A 14859-nucleotide genomic window follows, 5' to 3' on the forward strand; every position below is an offset into this window, starting at 1 on the left:
TTACGGAGCGCTTGGCGGGCGCTAAAGCGGCCAAGGGCGGCTTTAGCGGTGCGGTCGACGATCGGGGGCATGGACCTGCGTGAGTTCAACCGCCACCGCAAGACCGTGCAGACCCGTTCGGGCGTCCGGGGGTACCTCGACGTCGGCGAGGGCCCGGTCGCCGTCTTCGTACACGGCCTGGGCACCAACGCCTACCTGTGGCGCAACGTCATCGGCCTGCTGCGCTCCGAACGGCGCTGCATCGCGATGGACCTGCCGCTGCACGGCCACAGCCCGGTCGGCCCCGACGACGACCTGTCGCTGCCGGCCCTCGCCCAGTCGGTCGAGGACTTCCTCGACGCCCTCGACCTCACCGGCGTCGACCTCGTCGCCAACGACACCGGCGCCGCCGTCTCGCAGATCTTCGCCGCCAACCACCCTTCGCGGCTGACGAGCTTCACGCTCACCAACTGCGAGGCGAAGGACAACATCCCCAACGAGGCGTTCACCGGCACCGTGGAGCTGGCCCGCCGCGGCGAGCTCGCCGCCGTGGCGGTGGAGATGGTGCGCACGATCGAGGAGGCGCGCTCCGGCGACCGGGCCATCGGCCTGAACTACGAGCACCCGGAGCTGCTCACCGACGAGACCCTGCGCACGTACCTCGAGCCGATCTGCGGCACCCTGGACAACGCCCGGCACTTCGAGCGCCTGCTGTGCGCGCTGGACTCGAAGGACCTCCTCGCGGCGCTGCCGGGCCTGGAGCGGCTGACGGTCCCGACGCTGATCGTGTGGGGCACCGCCGACTTCCACTTCGAGGTCTCGTGGGCGTACTGGCTGCGCGACACGATCCCCGGCGCCACCGAGGTGGTCGAGATCGAGGGCGGCAAGCTGTACTTCCCGGACGAGCGCGCGGCGGAGTTCGTGCCGCACCTGCGCCGCCACTGGGCGGCGGCCCGACCGTCATGACCGCGCACGTGCACGTCCTGATCGTCGGGGCGGGCCTGGCCGGCCTGCGCTGCGCGGAGGCGTTGCGCGGCGCCGGCCACGCCGGCCCGGTGACGCTGCTGGGCGCGGAGCGGCACCTGCCGTACGACCGCCCGCCGCTGTCGAAGGCGATCCTGGCCGGCACAGCGCCCGAGGAGACGGCCACGCTCCGCTCGTCGTCCGATTTGTCCGGATTGGGCGTGCAGCTGTGCCGCGGCCGCGCGGCGGCGGGCCTGGACACGGCGGCGCGCACCGTGAAGCTGGCCGACGGCGACGTGATCGCCTACGACCGCCTGGTCATCGCGACGGGCGTGGCCCCGCGCCCGCTGCCCGCCCTGACCGCCCGCGCCGGCGTCCACACGTTGCGCACCCTCGACGACGCGCGCGCGATCCGCCGCGCGCTCGGCTACGGCCCGCGCCGTGTGGTGGTGGTCGGCGCCGGCGTGCTGGGCTGCGAGACGGCCGCCACCCTGCGCACGGCGGGCCACGACGTCTCGTTGGTCGAGCCGGCGCCCGGCCCGCTGTGGCAGGCCCTCAACGGCGCGGCGTCCGCGACCGCGTGCGACGTGATCCGCTCCTGGCACGAGCGCCGCGGCGTGGCGACGCACTTCGGCCTCGGCGTGGCGGCCCCGCTCAACGACGGCGACCGGGTCCGCGGCGTGCTCCTCGACGACGGCACCGAGCTGCCCGCCGACCTGGTCGTGGTCGCCGCCGGCTCGCTGCCGCAGACCGACTGGCTGCGCGACTCGGGCGTGCCGCTCGCCGACGGCGTGGCGTGCGACCGCTTCGGCGCGGTCCTCGGCCCCGACGCGCCCGACGTGTGGGCGGCCGGCGACGTGGCCCGGGTGCACCGCGACGGGCGCTCGTTCCGCGTCGAGCACTGGACCCACGCCGGCGACAGCGCTCGAGCGGTCGCCGCGAACATTTGCGCGGCCGCGTCCCACGAACGCACCGAGCTGCCGACGCCGGAGCTGGCCTACTTCTGGAGCGACCAGTTCGACCTCAAGCTTCAGGTCGTCGGCGATCCTGCCGCCGCCGACGAGGTCGTGCTGGCCGCCCCCGAGGCCGACACCGGGCGCTTTCTCGCGCTGTTCGGCGCGCGTGGGCGGTTCGTGGCCGCGGCCGGTGCGGGCAAGGTGCGCGCGGTCATCGGGTCACGGCAGTTCCTCGGCGGCGACCGGTCCCTCGCCGACGTCGTAGCGCACTGGACCTGACGGCTTCAGGCGGTGGCGCGCCGCTTGATCTCACCTTACACAACCCCACCAAGTCGATCACCGGTCCGATCACAACCCGTGATCGAACCATCGACACATACACTACCAAGAGGCGGATTCCCATGACGGTGCTGAGCCCGCAGCGGGCGGCCGAGACGGATCACCGGGACCCGTTCGTGCGGCTCGAGCAGCTGCTCGACCCCGGCACGCCGGTGCCGATGCGCGCCGGCGACGGCAGCGGGGTCTGCGCGGTGCGCGGCGCGATCGACGGCGTCGCCGTCGTCGCGTACTGCACCGACGCCACCCGCATGGGCGGCTCCATCGGCGGCGAAGGCAGCCGGCACATCGTCGAGGCGATCGACCTCGCGGTGCGGGAGCGCTGCCCGGTCGTCGGGCTGTGGCACTCCGGCGGGGCCAAGCTCGCCGAGGGCGTCGAGTCGATGGACGGCGTCGGGCGGGTGTTCGCGGCGATGATCCGGGCGTCGGGGCGGGTGCCGCAGGTGTCCGTCGTGCTCGGGCCGGCGGCCGGCGCGGCCGCGTACGGGCCGGCGCTGACCGACGTCGTGGTCATGGCGCCGGCCGGGCGGCTGTTCGTCACCGGGCCCGAGGTGGTGCGCTCGGTCACCGGCGAGCAGATCGACATGGAACAGCTCGGCGGGGCCGACGCGCACGGGCGGCGCTCCGGCGTCGTGCACGTGCTGGCCGCCTCGGAGCCCGACGCCTACGCGCGGGCGCGGCGCATCGTCGGGCACCTCGCCCGGCCGGGCCGGTTCGACTGCGCGGACCTGCCCGACGACCCGGCGTTCGACACACTGCTGCCGGAGTCGCCGCGCCGCGCGTACGACGTGCATCCTGTCATCCTCAACCTGGTCGACGACGACTTCGAGGAGTTCCAGGCGCGCTGGGCGCCGAACATGGTGGTCGGGCTCGGGCGCCTCGCCGGGCGCTCGATCGGCGTCGTGGCCAACAACCCGCTGCGCCGCGGTGGCTGCCTGGACTCGCTGAGCGCGGAGAAGGCGGCCCGGTTCGTGCGCTTCTGCGACTCGTTCGGCGTGCCGCTGCTCGTCGTCGTCGACGTGCCCGGCTACCTGCCCGGCGTCGGGCAGGAGTGGGACGGCGTGGTCCGCCGCGGCGCCAAGCTGCTCTACGCGTTCGGCGAGTCGGTGGTACCCCGGGTGACGCTCGTGACCCGCAAGTCCTACGGCGGCGCGTACATCGCGATGAACTCCCGCGCGCTCGGCGCCACCCGCGTCTTCGCCTGGCCCGGCGCCGAGGTGGCGGTGATGGGCGCCGAGGCCGCCGTCGGCATCCTGCACCGCAAGCGGCTCGCCGCCGCGCCCGAGGAGGACCGGCCGGCGCTGCTGGGGCGGCTGGTCGCCGAGCACGAGCGCATCGCCGGCGGCGTGAGCCGCTCGCTCGACCTCGGCGTCGTGGACGAGGTCATCGCGCCGGCCACGAGCCGCCGCCGCATCGCCGAGGCGCTCGCGAGCGCGCCGAGCGGGCGCGGCCACCACGGCAACATCCCGCTCTGAACGGGACCGGGCCGGCGCTGCTGGCCGTCAGCGACCTGCACGTGGCGTTCGCGGAGAACCGGGAAGTGGTACGCCGGATGCGCCCGGCAAGCCCGGAGGACTGGCTGCTGGTGGCCGGCGACGTCGCGGAGCGGTTCGCCGACGTGCGCTGGGCGCTGCAGACCCTGCGGCCGCGGTTCGCCGAGGTGGTGTGGGTGCCGGGCAACCACGAGCTGTGGACGCCGCGCGACGATCCGGTGCGGCTGCGCGGCGAGCGGCGGTACCGCCACCTCGTGGCCCTGTGCCGCTCCCTCGGCGTGCACACGCCGGAGGACGAGTATCCACTGTGGACCGGGCCGGGCGGGCCGGCGACGGTGGTGCCGCTGTTCCTGGGGTACGACTACTCGTTCCTGCCCGACGGCGCGCACACCGCCGAGGAGGCCCTGGAGCTCGCCCGGCGGGCCGGGGTCTCCTGCACCGACGAGCTCCTGCTGCACCCCGACCCCTACCCGAGCCGGTCGGCGTGGTGCGCGGCTCGCATGGAGTACACCCGGCGCCGCCTCGACACGCTGGACCCCTCGTGCCCGGTGGTCTTCGTCAACCACTATCCGCTGCACCGCGAGCCCACGCTGTGGCTCGCCAACCCTGAGTTCGCGCCCTGGTGCGGCACGACGCGCACCGCCGACTGGCACGTGCGCCACCGCACGGCAGCGGTCGTCCACGGCCACCTGCACATCCCGCGCAGCGCCCGCATCGACGGCGTCCGCTTCGAGGAGGTGTCGCTCGGGTACCCGTCCCAGTGGCGCCCGCGCGGCGGCGCACCCCGCCCGCGCGTGATCCTGCCCGCCTGACACGACGAGGCCCGCCGTCCGATGTGGACGACGGGCCTATCTGTTGCCGAGCGTTCAGGCCATGCCGTCCAGGGCGATCGCCCGCTCCGGGCAGGCCTCCTGGCCGCGGCGGGCGGCGTCGGCGAGCCCGTCGGGGATCTCGACGTCGCCCATCTCGTTGAAGCCGGTGTCGTCGTTGATGCGGTACACCTGCGGCGCCAGCGCCTGGCACATGCCGTGCCCCATGCACCGGTCCGCGTCCACTGCCACCTTCATCGGGTCTCCTCCTTCACGGCCGGCGGCCGCTCGCAGACCGCCTCGGCGATCTCCCGCCACTCGCGGGCCGGCAGCCGGCCCGGGTCGGCGGTGAGCACCTGCAGGCAGACGTGGTCGGCGCCGGCGTCGCGCTGCTCGCGCACGCGGGCGGCGATGTCGTCCTGGTCGCCGTACGCGACGAGGGCGTCGACGACCTTGTCGGAGCCGCCGTCGGCGAGCTCGGCCTCGGCGAAGCCCAGCGCGACGAGGTTGCGCACGTAGTGCTCGACCCGCAGGTACGCCGCGACGTGCGTGCGGGCGACCTCGCGGGCCCGGGCGCGGTCGGCGTCGAGCACCACCGCCTGCTCGACGCCGAGGAACGCCTCCGGGCCCATGGTGTCGCGGGCCTGCGCGGTGTGGGTGGTGGGCACGAGGTAGCTCAGCGAGCCCCAGGCCTTGTCGGCGGCGAGGCGCAGCATCCGCGGGCCGAGCGCGGCGATGACCCGGCGCGGGGTGACCGGCAGCGCGGGGCCGAGCGGCGCCTCGCTCATCGCGTCGAGGTACTTGCCCATGGTGGCGACCGGGCGGCCGAACTGCCCGCCGCGCACCCGCTCCACGCCCATCGGCGAGCTCAGGCCCATGCCGAGCAGGAACCGGCCGGGGAACGCGCCGGCGAGGGTGCGCTGCCCCTGGGCCATGGTGACCGGGTCGCGGCCGAAGATGCAGGCGATGCCGGTGGCCACGACGAGCCGGCCGGTCATCGACAGCAGCAGCGCGGCCTGGCTGAACGCCTCCCGGCCGAACGCCTCGCCGAACCAGACCGCGCCGTAGCCGAGCTCCTCGATCTCCACGGCGGCGTCGCGCAGCGCCGCGACCGGCAGCTCCTCGAGCGCGAACGTCCACAGCCCGACCGGACCGAGCCGCATCGTCTCGGGCGGCGGCGTGTCGGCGTGCACGGCGATGGCGCCCTCGGGGCAGGCGGCGGCGCCCCGCGTGGCCGCGGCCCGCCGGGCGAACGGCAGCGCGAACTCGCCCATCTCGTTGCGGCCGGTCCGCGGGTCGAGCGCGTACACGTCCGGGGCGACGGCGTGGCACATGCCCCGCCCCTGACACCGTCCCGCGTCCACGCGTGCGGTCACGCCGGGGGTGCGATCCACGGGTGCTCCTCCGATCAGCCGAAGCTGAGCTCGAGCCGGGACAGCCCCCGGACGGTGGTGTAGTAGCGGACGGGCTTGGAACCCTGCGTCACGTGGTACCGCGGGACCCGGTTGTGCCACTCCTCGATCGCGGTGCGGATGACCCGCCGGGCGAGGTGCATGCCGAGGCAGCGGTGCGGGCCCACGGCGAAGACGAGGTGCCGGATGCTCGGGCGGTCGAAGTCGACCTCGTCCGGGTTGTCGAACACCTCCGGGTCGCGCCCGGCCATGGCCCACGGCATCAGAACCATGTCGCCCTTCTTCATCGTCACGCCGTGGCGCTCGACGTCCTGGGCGACCTGGCGCGCGGTCGCCGATACCGGGTCCCAGCGCAGCAGCTCCTCGATGACGGTCGGGATCATCTCCGGCTGCTCCCGGACGAGGTCCTGGACCTCCGGGTTGGCGGCCAGGTAGTTGAAGATGACGGCGACCGCCGCGGTGGTGGTGTCGAACGCGGCCAGCATGTTCATGAACGCGATGTTGACCAGCTCGTCCTGGGTCGGCTCGCGCCCGTCGAAGCGCACCCGCAGCAGCCCGCTGAGCACGTCGCGGGCGCCCTCGGTGCTCTCGGCCCGGCGCCGGTCGATCGCGTCGCGGAAGAACTGCCACAGCGGCTGCGCTGCGGCGACGACCTCCTCCTGGTTGTTGGCCTTCGGCATCTCCTGCCGCAGCCACTCCTTGTAGTCCAGGATCTGGTCGAGGTTCTCCCGGCCCATGCCGAAGGTGATGAGGAACGCCTCGGCCGGCAGCCGCACCGCGACCTCGGAGATGAACTCGCACTGCCCCTTGGCCAGCAGCGGCTCGATCGTGTCGATCGTCGCCTGGCGGATCTGCGGCGCGAAGTGGTTCACCATCGCCGGGTTGAACAGCTCCGACATCGCGCGCCGCCACTTGCGGTGCGTCTCGCCGTCGAGCTGGATCGGGATCGCCTTGTCCGGGAAGACGTCGTGCGGCGGGATGGACAGCATCGTGTTGGAGAAGATCTCCGGGTTGCGGGCCGCCCACTCGATGTCGGCGTAGCGGGTCAGGACCCAGAAGCCCCCGAGCTCTTCGGAGCGCACGATCGGTGCGTGGTCCCGGATCTCCTTGAAGTGGGTGACCGGGTCCTCCTGCAGCCAGGGCTGGTACACGCTGAACTGCCGGATGCGCTCCTCGAGGGTCTCGGGGGCGGTGAACGGGCACCTGCCGGTGTCTACCGCGTCGGTCATTGTCGCCCCTTCTGTGTTTTTCGGTGAAGCGGACTTACGTTGAAGCTCGCACGGTCAGGCTCGTGCAGCCGCCTAAGTTGCCTCTTAAGCCGCGCTCCGGCTTTAGCTGCCCTCAAGGACGGCCAAAGTCCGGCGGGCGATCCTTCGCTGGATCTCGTCGTCGACGCGGAGGTGCGTGGCCATGAACCGAACTGTCGTGATCGCCGGCGCGGGACCGGTGGGACTGATGCTCGCCGGCGAGCTCCGGCTGGCCGGCGTGCCGGTGGTCGTGCTGGAGCGGCTGATCGAGCGGGTCGGCTGGGCGCGGTCGCTGTTCGTGCAGAACCGCTCGGTCGAGGTGCTGCGCCAGCGTGGCCTGGACTGGTTCGGCGACTCGCCCCGCTGGGTCAACTACAACTTCGGCTTCCTGAACCTGCGCCGCCTGAAGAACGACCGCGACTTCGTGCCGTTCTACGCGCCGCAGCACAAGTTCGAGGAGCTGCTGGAGGAGCGCGCCGTCAAGCTCGGCACCGACCTGCGCCGCGGCCACGAAGTGGTTGCTCTGGAGCAGGATGATTCGGGTGTACGCGTACAGGTGCGCACCGCCGAGGAGACCTACGAGCTGCAGGCCGCCTACCTGGTCGGCTGCGACGGCGGCCGCAGCGCCGTGCGCAAGCTCGCCGGCATCGACTTCCCCGGCACCGACTCGACCGTCAGCGGCATCACGGCCTGGGTGACACTGACGGAGGAGCAGTTCCCGAAGGGCGTGTTCGCCGACATCTACCCCACCGGGATCGTGTCGATCGCGCAGCTGGAGCCCGGGATGTACCGCGCGACGTCCATCGACTTCGAAACCCCGCTGCCGCCGCGCGACGTGCCCGTCACGGTCGAGGAGTTCAAGGAGCGCATCCACGCCATCTCGGGCATCGACATGAAGATCGACCAGGTGCCGTGGATCAGCCGCTTCGGCAACGCCACGCGCCTGGCCGCGCAGTACCGCCAGGGCGGCGTCCTGCTGGCGGGCGACGCCGCCCACATCCACTTCGCCTCGGCCGCGCAGGGCCTGAACACCGGCATTCAGGACGCCGTGAACCTGGGCTGGAAGCTCGCCGCGGAGATCAACGGCTGGGCCCCGCCGGGCCTGCTGGACTCCTACCACACCGAGCGCCACCCGGTCGGCCGCCGCGTCTGCATGTTCTCGCAGGCCCAGGTCGCCCTGTACCACCCCCTGGACCGCGTGGGACCGCTGCGCGAGCTGCTCGGCGGCCTGCTGCAGCTGGAGGACGTGAGCCGCCAGATGCTGGGCCTGGCCACGGGCGTCGACATCCACTACGAGATGCCGTCCGCCGCGAACCACCCCCTGGTCGGGCGCCGCATCCCCGACGCGGACCTGACCGGCGGCACGACGGTCTTCTCCACCCTGCGCGAGGGCCGCGGCGTGCTGCTCGACTTCACCGGCGACCGCGGCTTGCCGGCAGCGTGGTCGGACCGCGTCGAGACGGTTCATGCCGAGCCGGTCCCCGACTACGCGGCCGCGCGGCTGCTCGTGCGCCCCGACGGCTACGTCGCGTTCGCCGACCCCGACGGCACCGACGACGAGGGCCTCCGCGCGGCGCTGACCACGTGGTTCGGCACCCAGTAGCCGCACGCTGATCGGTCGTTCACATAAGATCTGGCGAACGAGCAGCCGGCCGAGAGGGGCAGCAAGTCGCCATGGTCTCGACGACGTTTCTGCTGGAGTGCCTGCTCCGGGCCGGGATGCGCGAAGTTGTCGCGGTGGAGCCGGCCGCCGGTGGGCTCGCGGCGCTCGCGGGCATCGCCACCCGCCGGGGCGCGCCGCCGGTGTTCGTCAAGGCCTTCGACGACCCGCCCGCCGACGACGTCTTCGCCGCCGAGGCCGAAGGGCTGGCCGCGCTGCGCGAGCTCGGCGGCGCCGCGACGCCCGAGGTGATCCTGGCGGACCGGGAGCTGCTGGTGTTGTCGATGCTGCGGCCGCGGCCGAGCAGCGAGACCTTCTGGGAGCAGTTCGCGCACGCGCTCGCCCGCCTGCACATGAGCACGACCCATCCCCGCTTCGGATGGCACCGCGACAACTGGCTGGGCCGCCGCCGGCAGATCAACACCTGGGGCGACGACGGCTTCGCGTTCTTCGCGCAGCACCGGCTGCTGCGGTGGCTCGGGGAGCCCCGCGTCGAGGCGGCACTCGACGCCGCAGACCGGGCGGCGCTGGAGCGGCTGTGCCATCGGTTGCCCGACCTGCTGCCGGACCGGCCGGCCTGCCTGACGCACGGCGACCTCTGGGCCCAGAACGTCATGGCCACCCCGGACGGGCGGCCCGCGCTGATCGACCCGGCCGTGTCCTACACGTGGGCCGAGGTCGACCTCGCCCACGTGTGGTCCACCTCGCCCCCGCCCGAGGCCCAACGGTTCTTCGCGGTCTATGCGGAGCTGACCGCCCTCGATGGCGACTGGCAGGCCCGCATGCCGATCGTCCAGCTGCGACAGCACCTCGCCGTGCTGGCCCAGTTCGACGACGACTGGGGCGCGGGCGACCAGATCCGCGCGACCCTCGCCCCGTTCCGGACGCGAACCTGACCCGACGCCTCAGTTGACCGCGGCTGCCCTCCGCGGCCTCAACGCGTGCCCTCCGCGTCTCCCGTGGTCCGGCGAAGATCAGCACCAGAGAGCGCTCTCTGGCCCTAGTCGAAGATCAGTCCGGAGCCCGACGAAGATCGTCTACAAGCCGGCATCTATGGGCACTACCTGGTGAAACGTGCATTGCAGCGAACCCTGGTGTTGACAGCGACAGTTCGTAACTGTATTAACAATTCTCGACGTCTGAGAGCGCTCTCAGGCATCGCTGACAGGTTCGCCGGTAGCTTGCCCCGCCGGAAACGGCGAACCGACGCCCCGTTGACATCCGCACCCTTCGGAGGGAAGCGATGACAGCACAACCAGATTCGGGTACCGCCAGACCCGAGACACCGCACCGAACCAGGATCAGAATCCTCGCCGCGACCTCGATCGCGACGGCGATGGTGGCCGTCCCGGTCGCCACGGCGTTCCACGCGGAGGCGGCCGCGCCGCCCACCCCCGCCGGCTGGACCCAGAACTTCCTGGACGACTTCACCGGTAACAGCCTCAACACCGGCAACTGGCAGGTCGACGCGGGTACGTCGTACCCGGGTGGTCCGGCGAACTTCGGCACCGGCGAGGTCGAGACCTCCTCGGCCAGTGCGGTGTCGGTGGCCAACGGGAACCTGCGCATCACCGCCTCCGGTGGCGGGTTGGGTCCGTGGACGGCGGCGCGGATCGAGACCAACCGGGCCGACTTCCAGCCGCCCGCCGGCGGCAAGCTGCGGGTCGAGGCCCGGCTGCAACTGCCCGAGGCGCCCAACGGAAACTCCGCCGGGTACTGGCCGGCCTTCTGGATGCTGGGCGGCCCGTACCGGGGGAACTGGTGGAACTGGCCCAGTGTCGGCAGTTCGACATCATGGAGTCGGTCAACGGGGCCAACCGGACCTGGCAGACCATGCACTGCGGCACCTCCCCGGGCGGCGTGTGCAGCGAGAAGTCCGGCGTCGGCAACGGCGGCCCGTCCGGCTGCACGCCGACGGCGTGCACCAAGGGCATGCACCGCTACACCCTGGACTGGTCCCGGGCCGACAACTCGGCCACCTGGTACGTCGACGGCCGCCAGGTGTGGCGCACACAGCGCGGGGGCAACATCGACCCGGCCGCGTGGGACGCCGCCACCAACCACGGTTTCTTCATCCTCCTGAACCTCGCCATGGGCGGCGAGATGCCGTGCAACACCCTCGGTTGTCTCGGCAGCGGTACGGGCGGCGGCGGGCACATGGACGTCGACTACGTCGCGGCCTACACCGGTCCGGCCAACGCTCCGCCCCCGGCGCTGGGACCGGGCGACGGTACCGGGACATCGCCGACCCCCGGGCCGTCGACCTGCGGCCCGCTGATCTCGCAAGGCAGGCCGACCACCTCCTCCGGCAACGAGAACGGCACTGCGCGAGGCACCGTATACGGGTACTCGCTGTGGGAGTTTCAGGTGTATGGCGCCTGCGGTACCAGTCCCTCGCCGCCGGCCGGCACCTCAAGCCCGCCGGGGGCCAGCACCCCGCCGCCCGGGCAGTACCCGGCCTGGGCACCCAACACCGCCTACCACGTGAGTGACCGGGTCTCCTACGCCGGCCTGGCCTACGAGTGCCGGCAGGCACACACGTCGATCGTGACCTGGGAGCCGCCGAACACTCCGGCGCTCTGGCTGCAGTTCTAACGAGCACTCTCAAGCGTGGAGGGAACAATGAGGACAAGACTGCGGTCCCGAGCGAGGCTCCGGCTGCTCGCCACCGGCCTGGCCGTCCTGGGTCTGCTCGTGTCGTGGGCCATCACCCGGGTCACCGCGGATGCGGCGGTCCCGGCGCCCGCGGGCTGGAACCTGATCTTCAGTGACGACTTCAACGGCGCGGCGGGCTCGGGCGTCAACGCAACCAACTGGCAGTACACCACCGGCACCAGCTACCCGGGCGGACCGGCGAACTTCGGTACCCACGAGATCGAGACGATGACCGCGAGCACCGCGAACGTCGCGCTCGACGGCGCCGGCAACCTCGCCATCACACCGCAGCGGGACGGCGCGGGCAACTGGACCTCGGGCCGGATCGAGACCCGGCGCGCCGACTTCCAGCCACCGGCCGGCGGCAAGCTCAAGGTCGAGGCGCGGATCCAGATGCCGAACATCACCGGTGCCGGCGCGGCCGGCTACTGGCCGGCGTTCTGGATGCTCGGCGCGCCCTTCCGGGGCAACTACTGGAACTGGCCGGGCATCGGCGAGCTGGACATCATGGAGAACGTCCAGGGCATGAACAACGAGTGGGCGACCATGCACTGCGGCGTCGCACCGGGCGGCCCGTGCAACGAGTTCACCGGCATCGGCGGCCAGAAAGCCTGTGCCGGTAGCACTTGCCAGGCCGGCTTCCACACGTACGGCCTGGAATGGGACCGCAGCATCCAACCCGAGACCATCCGTTTCTACCTCGACGGGGTGCAGTTCCACCAGGTCAGCGCTACCAACATGGACGCGGCGACCTGGGCCAACGCGACCAACCACGGATTCTTCATCATCCTGAACGTGGCCATGGGCGGAGACTTCCCGGCCGCCTACGGCGGCGGCCCGACCGCGGCCACCGTGCCGGGCAAGCCGATGGTCGTCGACTACGTGGCGGCCTGGCAGTCGGCCGGCGCAGCGACCCCGACGCCGACCGGCGGCACGCCACCGCCGCCACCGAGCGCCGACTACACCCAGAACGTCGCCACGCTGAACGCGACCCAGGCGAAGATCTCGTTCCACCCGACCGTGCCGTCCTCGCTGGTGGACGTGCACTACCTGGTCAACGGGGTGAACCAGCAGAACTTCCGGATGGCCAGCAATGCGGGCACCTGGGAGCAGACCGTCAGCAACCTGAGCAGCGGCACGGTCCTGGAGTACTGGTTCACGTACGAGAAGAACGGGCCGCTCTACGACACCCCGCACTACACGTACACCCACGGCACCCCGCCGCCACCGCCACCGACCACGGTCGCGACACCCACGTTCACCCCGCCCGCCGGCGCCTACACCAGCGCCCAGTCGGTCGCGATCAGCACCTCGACGGCGGGCGCGACCATCCGGTACACCACCGACGGCAGCACCCCGACGGCCGCCTCGGCGCAGTACACCGGCCCGATCACGTTGACCGCCGACACCACGCTCAAGGCGATCGCGGTCAAGTCGGGCCTGACCGACTCCGCCGTGGCCACCGGGGCGTACACCATCACCCCCGTCTGCACGGGCGGCTGCGGCGGGCCGGGGACCTTCCCGATCACGTTCCAGAACAACACCCGGGGCACCTGGTCCAACAGCCAGATCTACATCACCATGCTGTACGTCGACGCCGGTGGACAGTGGAGCTACCTCAAGCCGAACGGCACCGGCGCGCATCTCGACCACACCATGGCCGACGCGCCCGGGCACCTGAGCAAGAACGGCGTGAACTACCCGAACATGTCCTTCACGGTCGCCCAGGCGCCCACCACGTTCAGCCCGACGTACGTGCGCGGCGGCCGGATCTACATCTCCGTCGGCTCGCCCGTCTACATCCCGGTGTCCGTGGACAACATGGGCTGGGGCGGGCCGGACCTGAACAATCCGAACGACCCGAACAAGGACGTCTACTACGACTGGTACGAGTACACCTACGTCTACAACCAGGTCTCCTACGGCGGCAACACCACCGCCGTCGACCAGTTCGGACTCCCGATCACGTCACGCCTGGTGCAGACGTCGAGCGGCTACGACCGGACGCTCGGCATCAGCCAGACCCGGGACCAGGTCATGGCCGGATACCAGGCGGCCGTCGGTGCCGCGTTCGCGGGGCTGGCGGGCCAGTACCGGATCGTGGCGCCCCGGTCGGCGTCGCAGTTCAAGCCCGGCGGAGCCCAGGCCGGCTACCTGCAGTCGTACATCGACCAGGTCTGGAACTACTACACCGCGAACCAGTGGACCGAGGTGCACGACGGGGTCACCTTCACCGGCCGCGTGGTGAACGGGGTGCTGACCGGGACGAAGCAGGGCGGCATCCCGTTCAGCGTGCGCAAGCCGACCACCACCGAGGTGTTCGAGTGCTCCGGCGCGCTGGCGCTCGGCAACGATCAGGGCGGTACCGACACGATCCGGGAGGTGGGCCGGGACTTCTGCGCCGCGTTCCACCGGGGCGTCGCGCTGAACACCGCCTACTGGTACGACCCGACGAAGTACTACCTCACCAGCCCGAAGGACGACTACTCCGCCTACTTCCACACGATCGGGATCGACCACCGGGCGTACGCGTTCGCCTACGACGACGTGAACGACCAGAGCTCCGTGCAGATCCTCGGCAACCCGAACCCGCCGACGTCGCTGACCCTCGGCATCGGCTGGTAGCGCTAAACCCGCGGAACTTCACCGTGGGCGGAGCATCGGCAGGACGACCCCGTCGACGACCGCGATCACGAAGTCGTCGGGCAGGTCGGGACCCTCCAGGAAGTGACGGTGGATGAGCATCGCCGGGCCGACGTTCGCGGCCAGAACGGTGCTCTCCTCCGTCGCCGTCACCTCCGGTCGGACCTCGCCGCGCTCGACGCCGGCGCGTAGGGCGTCGGCGACCAGGCGGCGGTACGGGGCGAAGACACGGTCCCGCACCGCCGCGTGGACCAGGCTGGCGCCGGGGCCGGGCTCGGCCTTCAGGACCTGGAACGTGGCGCCGTAGGAGGACTCGAGCGCGTCTCGCATGCGCATGAGCAGCGCAAGGATGTCGGCACGCAGCTCCCCGCTGGACGGCACGTCCGCCGTGGACGGCATGGCCGCCCGCAGCGCGTCGACGATCAGGGCGTTCTTGTCCGGCCAGCGGCGGTAGAGCGCCGCCTTGCCGGTGCGCGCGGCCGCGGCCACGCCCTCCATGGTGAGCCGGCCGTAGCCGACCTTGCCGAGCTGTTCGAAGACGGCCTCGAAGATGGCCTGCTGCAGGGCCTCGCCGCGACGCCTCGTCTGCACGTCAGATGTCACCGGATCACCTCGCCTCTCTCCCCAGGATAGTGAACGAGCGCGTACTCTTCCAATAGACGGTGGCGTTCCCTATACTCGGGCAATAAGGTACGACTGCGTTCAC

General features: G+C 71.8%; 12 protein-coding genes. 8 read left to right on the forward strand and 4 right to left on the reverse strand.

Features of this window, described 5'->3' with window-relative positions; all coding sequences use genetic code 11:
• Positions 1-69: 69 nt before the first annotated feature.
• The 4 genes from ABD901_RS29290 to ABD901_RS29305 all read left to right on the forward strand — a co-directional run bounded on the left by ABD901_RS29290 (position 70) and on the right by ABD901_RS29305 (position 4539).
• Positions 70-945 (forward strand): alpha/beta fold hydrolase, encoded by an 876-nt coding sequence (locus ABD901_RS29290; protein ID WP_345131355.1) that lies wholly within the window; start codon positions 70-72, stop codon positions 943-945.
• Positions 942-2177, forward strand: coding sequence for an NAD(P)/FAD-dependent oxidoreductase (locus ABD901_RS29295; protein ID WP_345131357.1), 1236 nt, complete (start codon positions 942-944; stop codon positions 2175-2177). Before ABD901_RS29290 ends, ABD901_RS29295 begins: the two co-directional genes overlap by 4 nt.
• 122 nt (positions 2178-2299) lie before the next feature.
• Positions 2300-3709 carry an acyl-CoA carboxylase subunit beta gene (locus tag ABD901_RS29300; RefSeq protein WP_345131360.1) on the forward strand — a complete coding sequence of 470 codons (1410 nt, stop codon included), beginning with the start codon at positions 2300-2302 and terminating at the stop codon, positions 3707-3709.
• Positions 3706-4539, forward strand: a complete 834-nt coding sequence (locus ABD901_RS29305) for a metallophosphoesterase family protein (protein ID WP_345131606.1) — start codon at positions 3706-3708, stop codon at positions 4537-4539. Before ABD901_RS29300 ends, ABD901_RS29305 begins: the two co-directional genes overlap by 4 nt.
• Before the next feature lie 54 nt (positions 4540-4593).
• On the opposite strand, the gene ABD901_RS29310 is transcribed toward ABD901_RS29305, so the two are convergent.
• From ABD901_RS29310 to ABD901_RS29320, 3 genes are read right to left on the reverse strand one after another with little or no spacing between them, the layout of a single operon-like run.
• A complete protein-coding gene (locus ABD901_RS29310) occupies positions 4594-4794 on the reverse strand; it encodes a ferredoxin (protein ID WP_345131362.1) in 201 nt (66 codons plus the stop codon).
• Positions 4791-5930, reverse strand: a complete 1140-nt coding sequence (locus ABD901_RS29315; RefSeq protein WP_345131363.1) for a TIGR03620 family F420-dependent LLM class oxidoreductase — start codon at positions 5928-5930, stop codon at positions 4791-4793. Before ABD901_RS29315 ends, ABD901_RS29310 begins: the two co-directional genes overlap by 4 nt.
• Before the next feature lie 14 nt (positions 5931-5944).
• On the reverse strand, positions 5945-7177 hold the full coding sequence (locus tag ABD901_RS29320) for a cytochrome P450 (protein ID WP_345131365.1): 1233 nt from the start codon (positions 7175-7177) through the stop codon (positions 5945-5947).
• Positions 7178-7358: 181 nt separating this feature from the next.
• Between ABD901_RS29320 and ABD901_RS29325 the strand changes: the two genes are divergently transcribed.
• The 4 genes from ABD901_RS29325 (at position 7359) to ABD901_RS59160 (ending at position 14135) form a co-directional block, all read left to right on the forward strand.
• Complete coding sequence (locus ABD901_RS29325) at positions 7359-8798, forward strand: FAD-dependent monooxygenase (protein ID WP_345131367.1); 1440 nt, start codon at positions 7359-7361, stop codon at positions 8796-8798.
• A gap of 71 nt (positions 8799-8869) precedes the next feature.
• The gene (locus ABD901_RS29330; RefSeq protein WP_345131368.1) at positions 8870-9751 is read left to right on the forward strand and encodes a fructosamine kinase family protein; all 882 of its coding nucleotides are present in this window, start codon (positions 8870-8872) and stop codon (positions 9749-9751) included.
• A gap of 865 nt (positions 9752-10616) precedes the next feature.
• Entirely contained in the window at positions 10617-11450 is an 834-nt protein-coding gene (locus tag ABD901_RS29335; protein ID WP_345131370.1) for a carbohydrate-binding protein, read from the forward strand.
• 27 nt (positions 11451-11477) lie between these two features.
• Positions 11478-14135, forward strand: a complete 2658-nt coding sequence (locus ABD901_RS59160; protein WP_425556726.1) for a beta-1,3-glucanase family protein — start codon at positions 11478-11480, stop codon at positions 14133-14135.
• Between the two features lie 18 nt (positions 14136-14153).
• Here ABD901_RS59160 and ABD901_RS29350 read toward each other — a convergent pair whose 3' ends face one another.
• A complete protein-coding gene (locus ABD901_RS29350) occupies positions 14154-14756 on the reverse strand; it encodes a TetR-like C-terminal domain-containing protein (RefSeq protein ID WP_345131371.1) in 603 nt (200 codons plus the stop codon).
• Between the last annotated feature and the right edge of the window lie 103 nt (positions 14757-14859).

The organism is Dactylosporangium darangshiense (assembly GCF_039537565.1).
Lineage (GTDB): Bacteria > Actinomycetota > Actinomycetes > Mycobacteriales > Micromonosporaceae > Dactylosporangium > Dactylosporangium darangshiense.

Excerpts from the sequence above, each read along its gene's own strand:
- ABD901_RS29290 (WP_345131355.1), top strand. The coding sequence starts at position 70 with ATGGACCTGCGTGAGTTCAACCGCCACCGCAAGACCGTGCAGACCCGT.
- ABD901_RS29295 (WP_345131357.1), top strand. The coding sequence starts at position 942 with ATGACCGCGCACGTGCACGTCCTGATCGTCGGGGCGGGCCTGGCCGGC.
- ABD901_RS29300 (WP_345131360.1), top strand. The coding sequence starts at position 2,300 with ATGACGGTGCTGAGCCCGCAGCGGGCGGCCGAGACGGATCACCGGGAC.
- ABD901_RS29310 (WP_345131362.1), bottom strand. The coding sequence starts at position 4,794 with ATGAAGGTGGCAGTGGACGCGGACCGGTGCATGGGGCACGGCATGTGC.
- ABD901_RS29320 (WP_345131365.1), bottom strand. The coding sequence starts at position 7,177 with ATGACCGACGCGGTAGACACCGGCAGGTGCCCGTTCACCGCCCCCGAG.
- ABD901_RS29325 (WP_345131367.1), top strand. The coding sequence starts at position 7,359 with ATGAACCGAACTGTCGTGATCGCCGGCGCGGGACCGGTGGGACTGATG.
- ABD901_RS29330 (WP_345131368.1), top strand. The coding sequence starts at position 8,870 with ATGGTCTCGACGACGTTTCTGCTGGAGTGCCTGCTCCGGGCCGGGATG.
- ABD901_RS59160 (WP_425556726.1), top strand. The coding sequence starts at position 11,478 with ATGAGGACAAGACTGCGGTCCCGAGCGAGGCTCCGGCTGCTCGCCACC.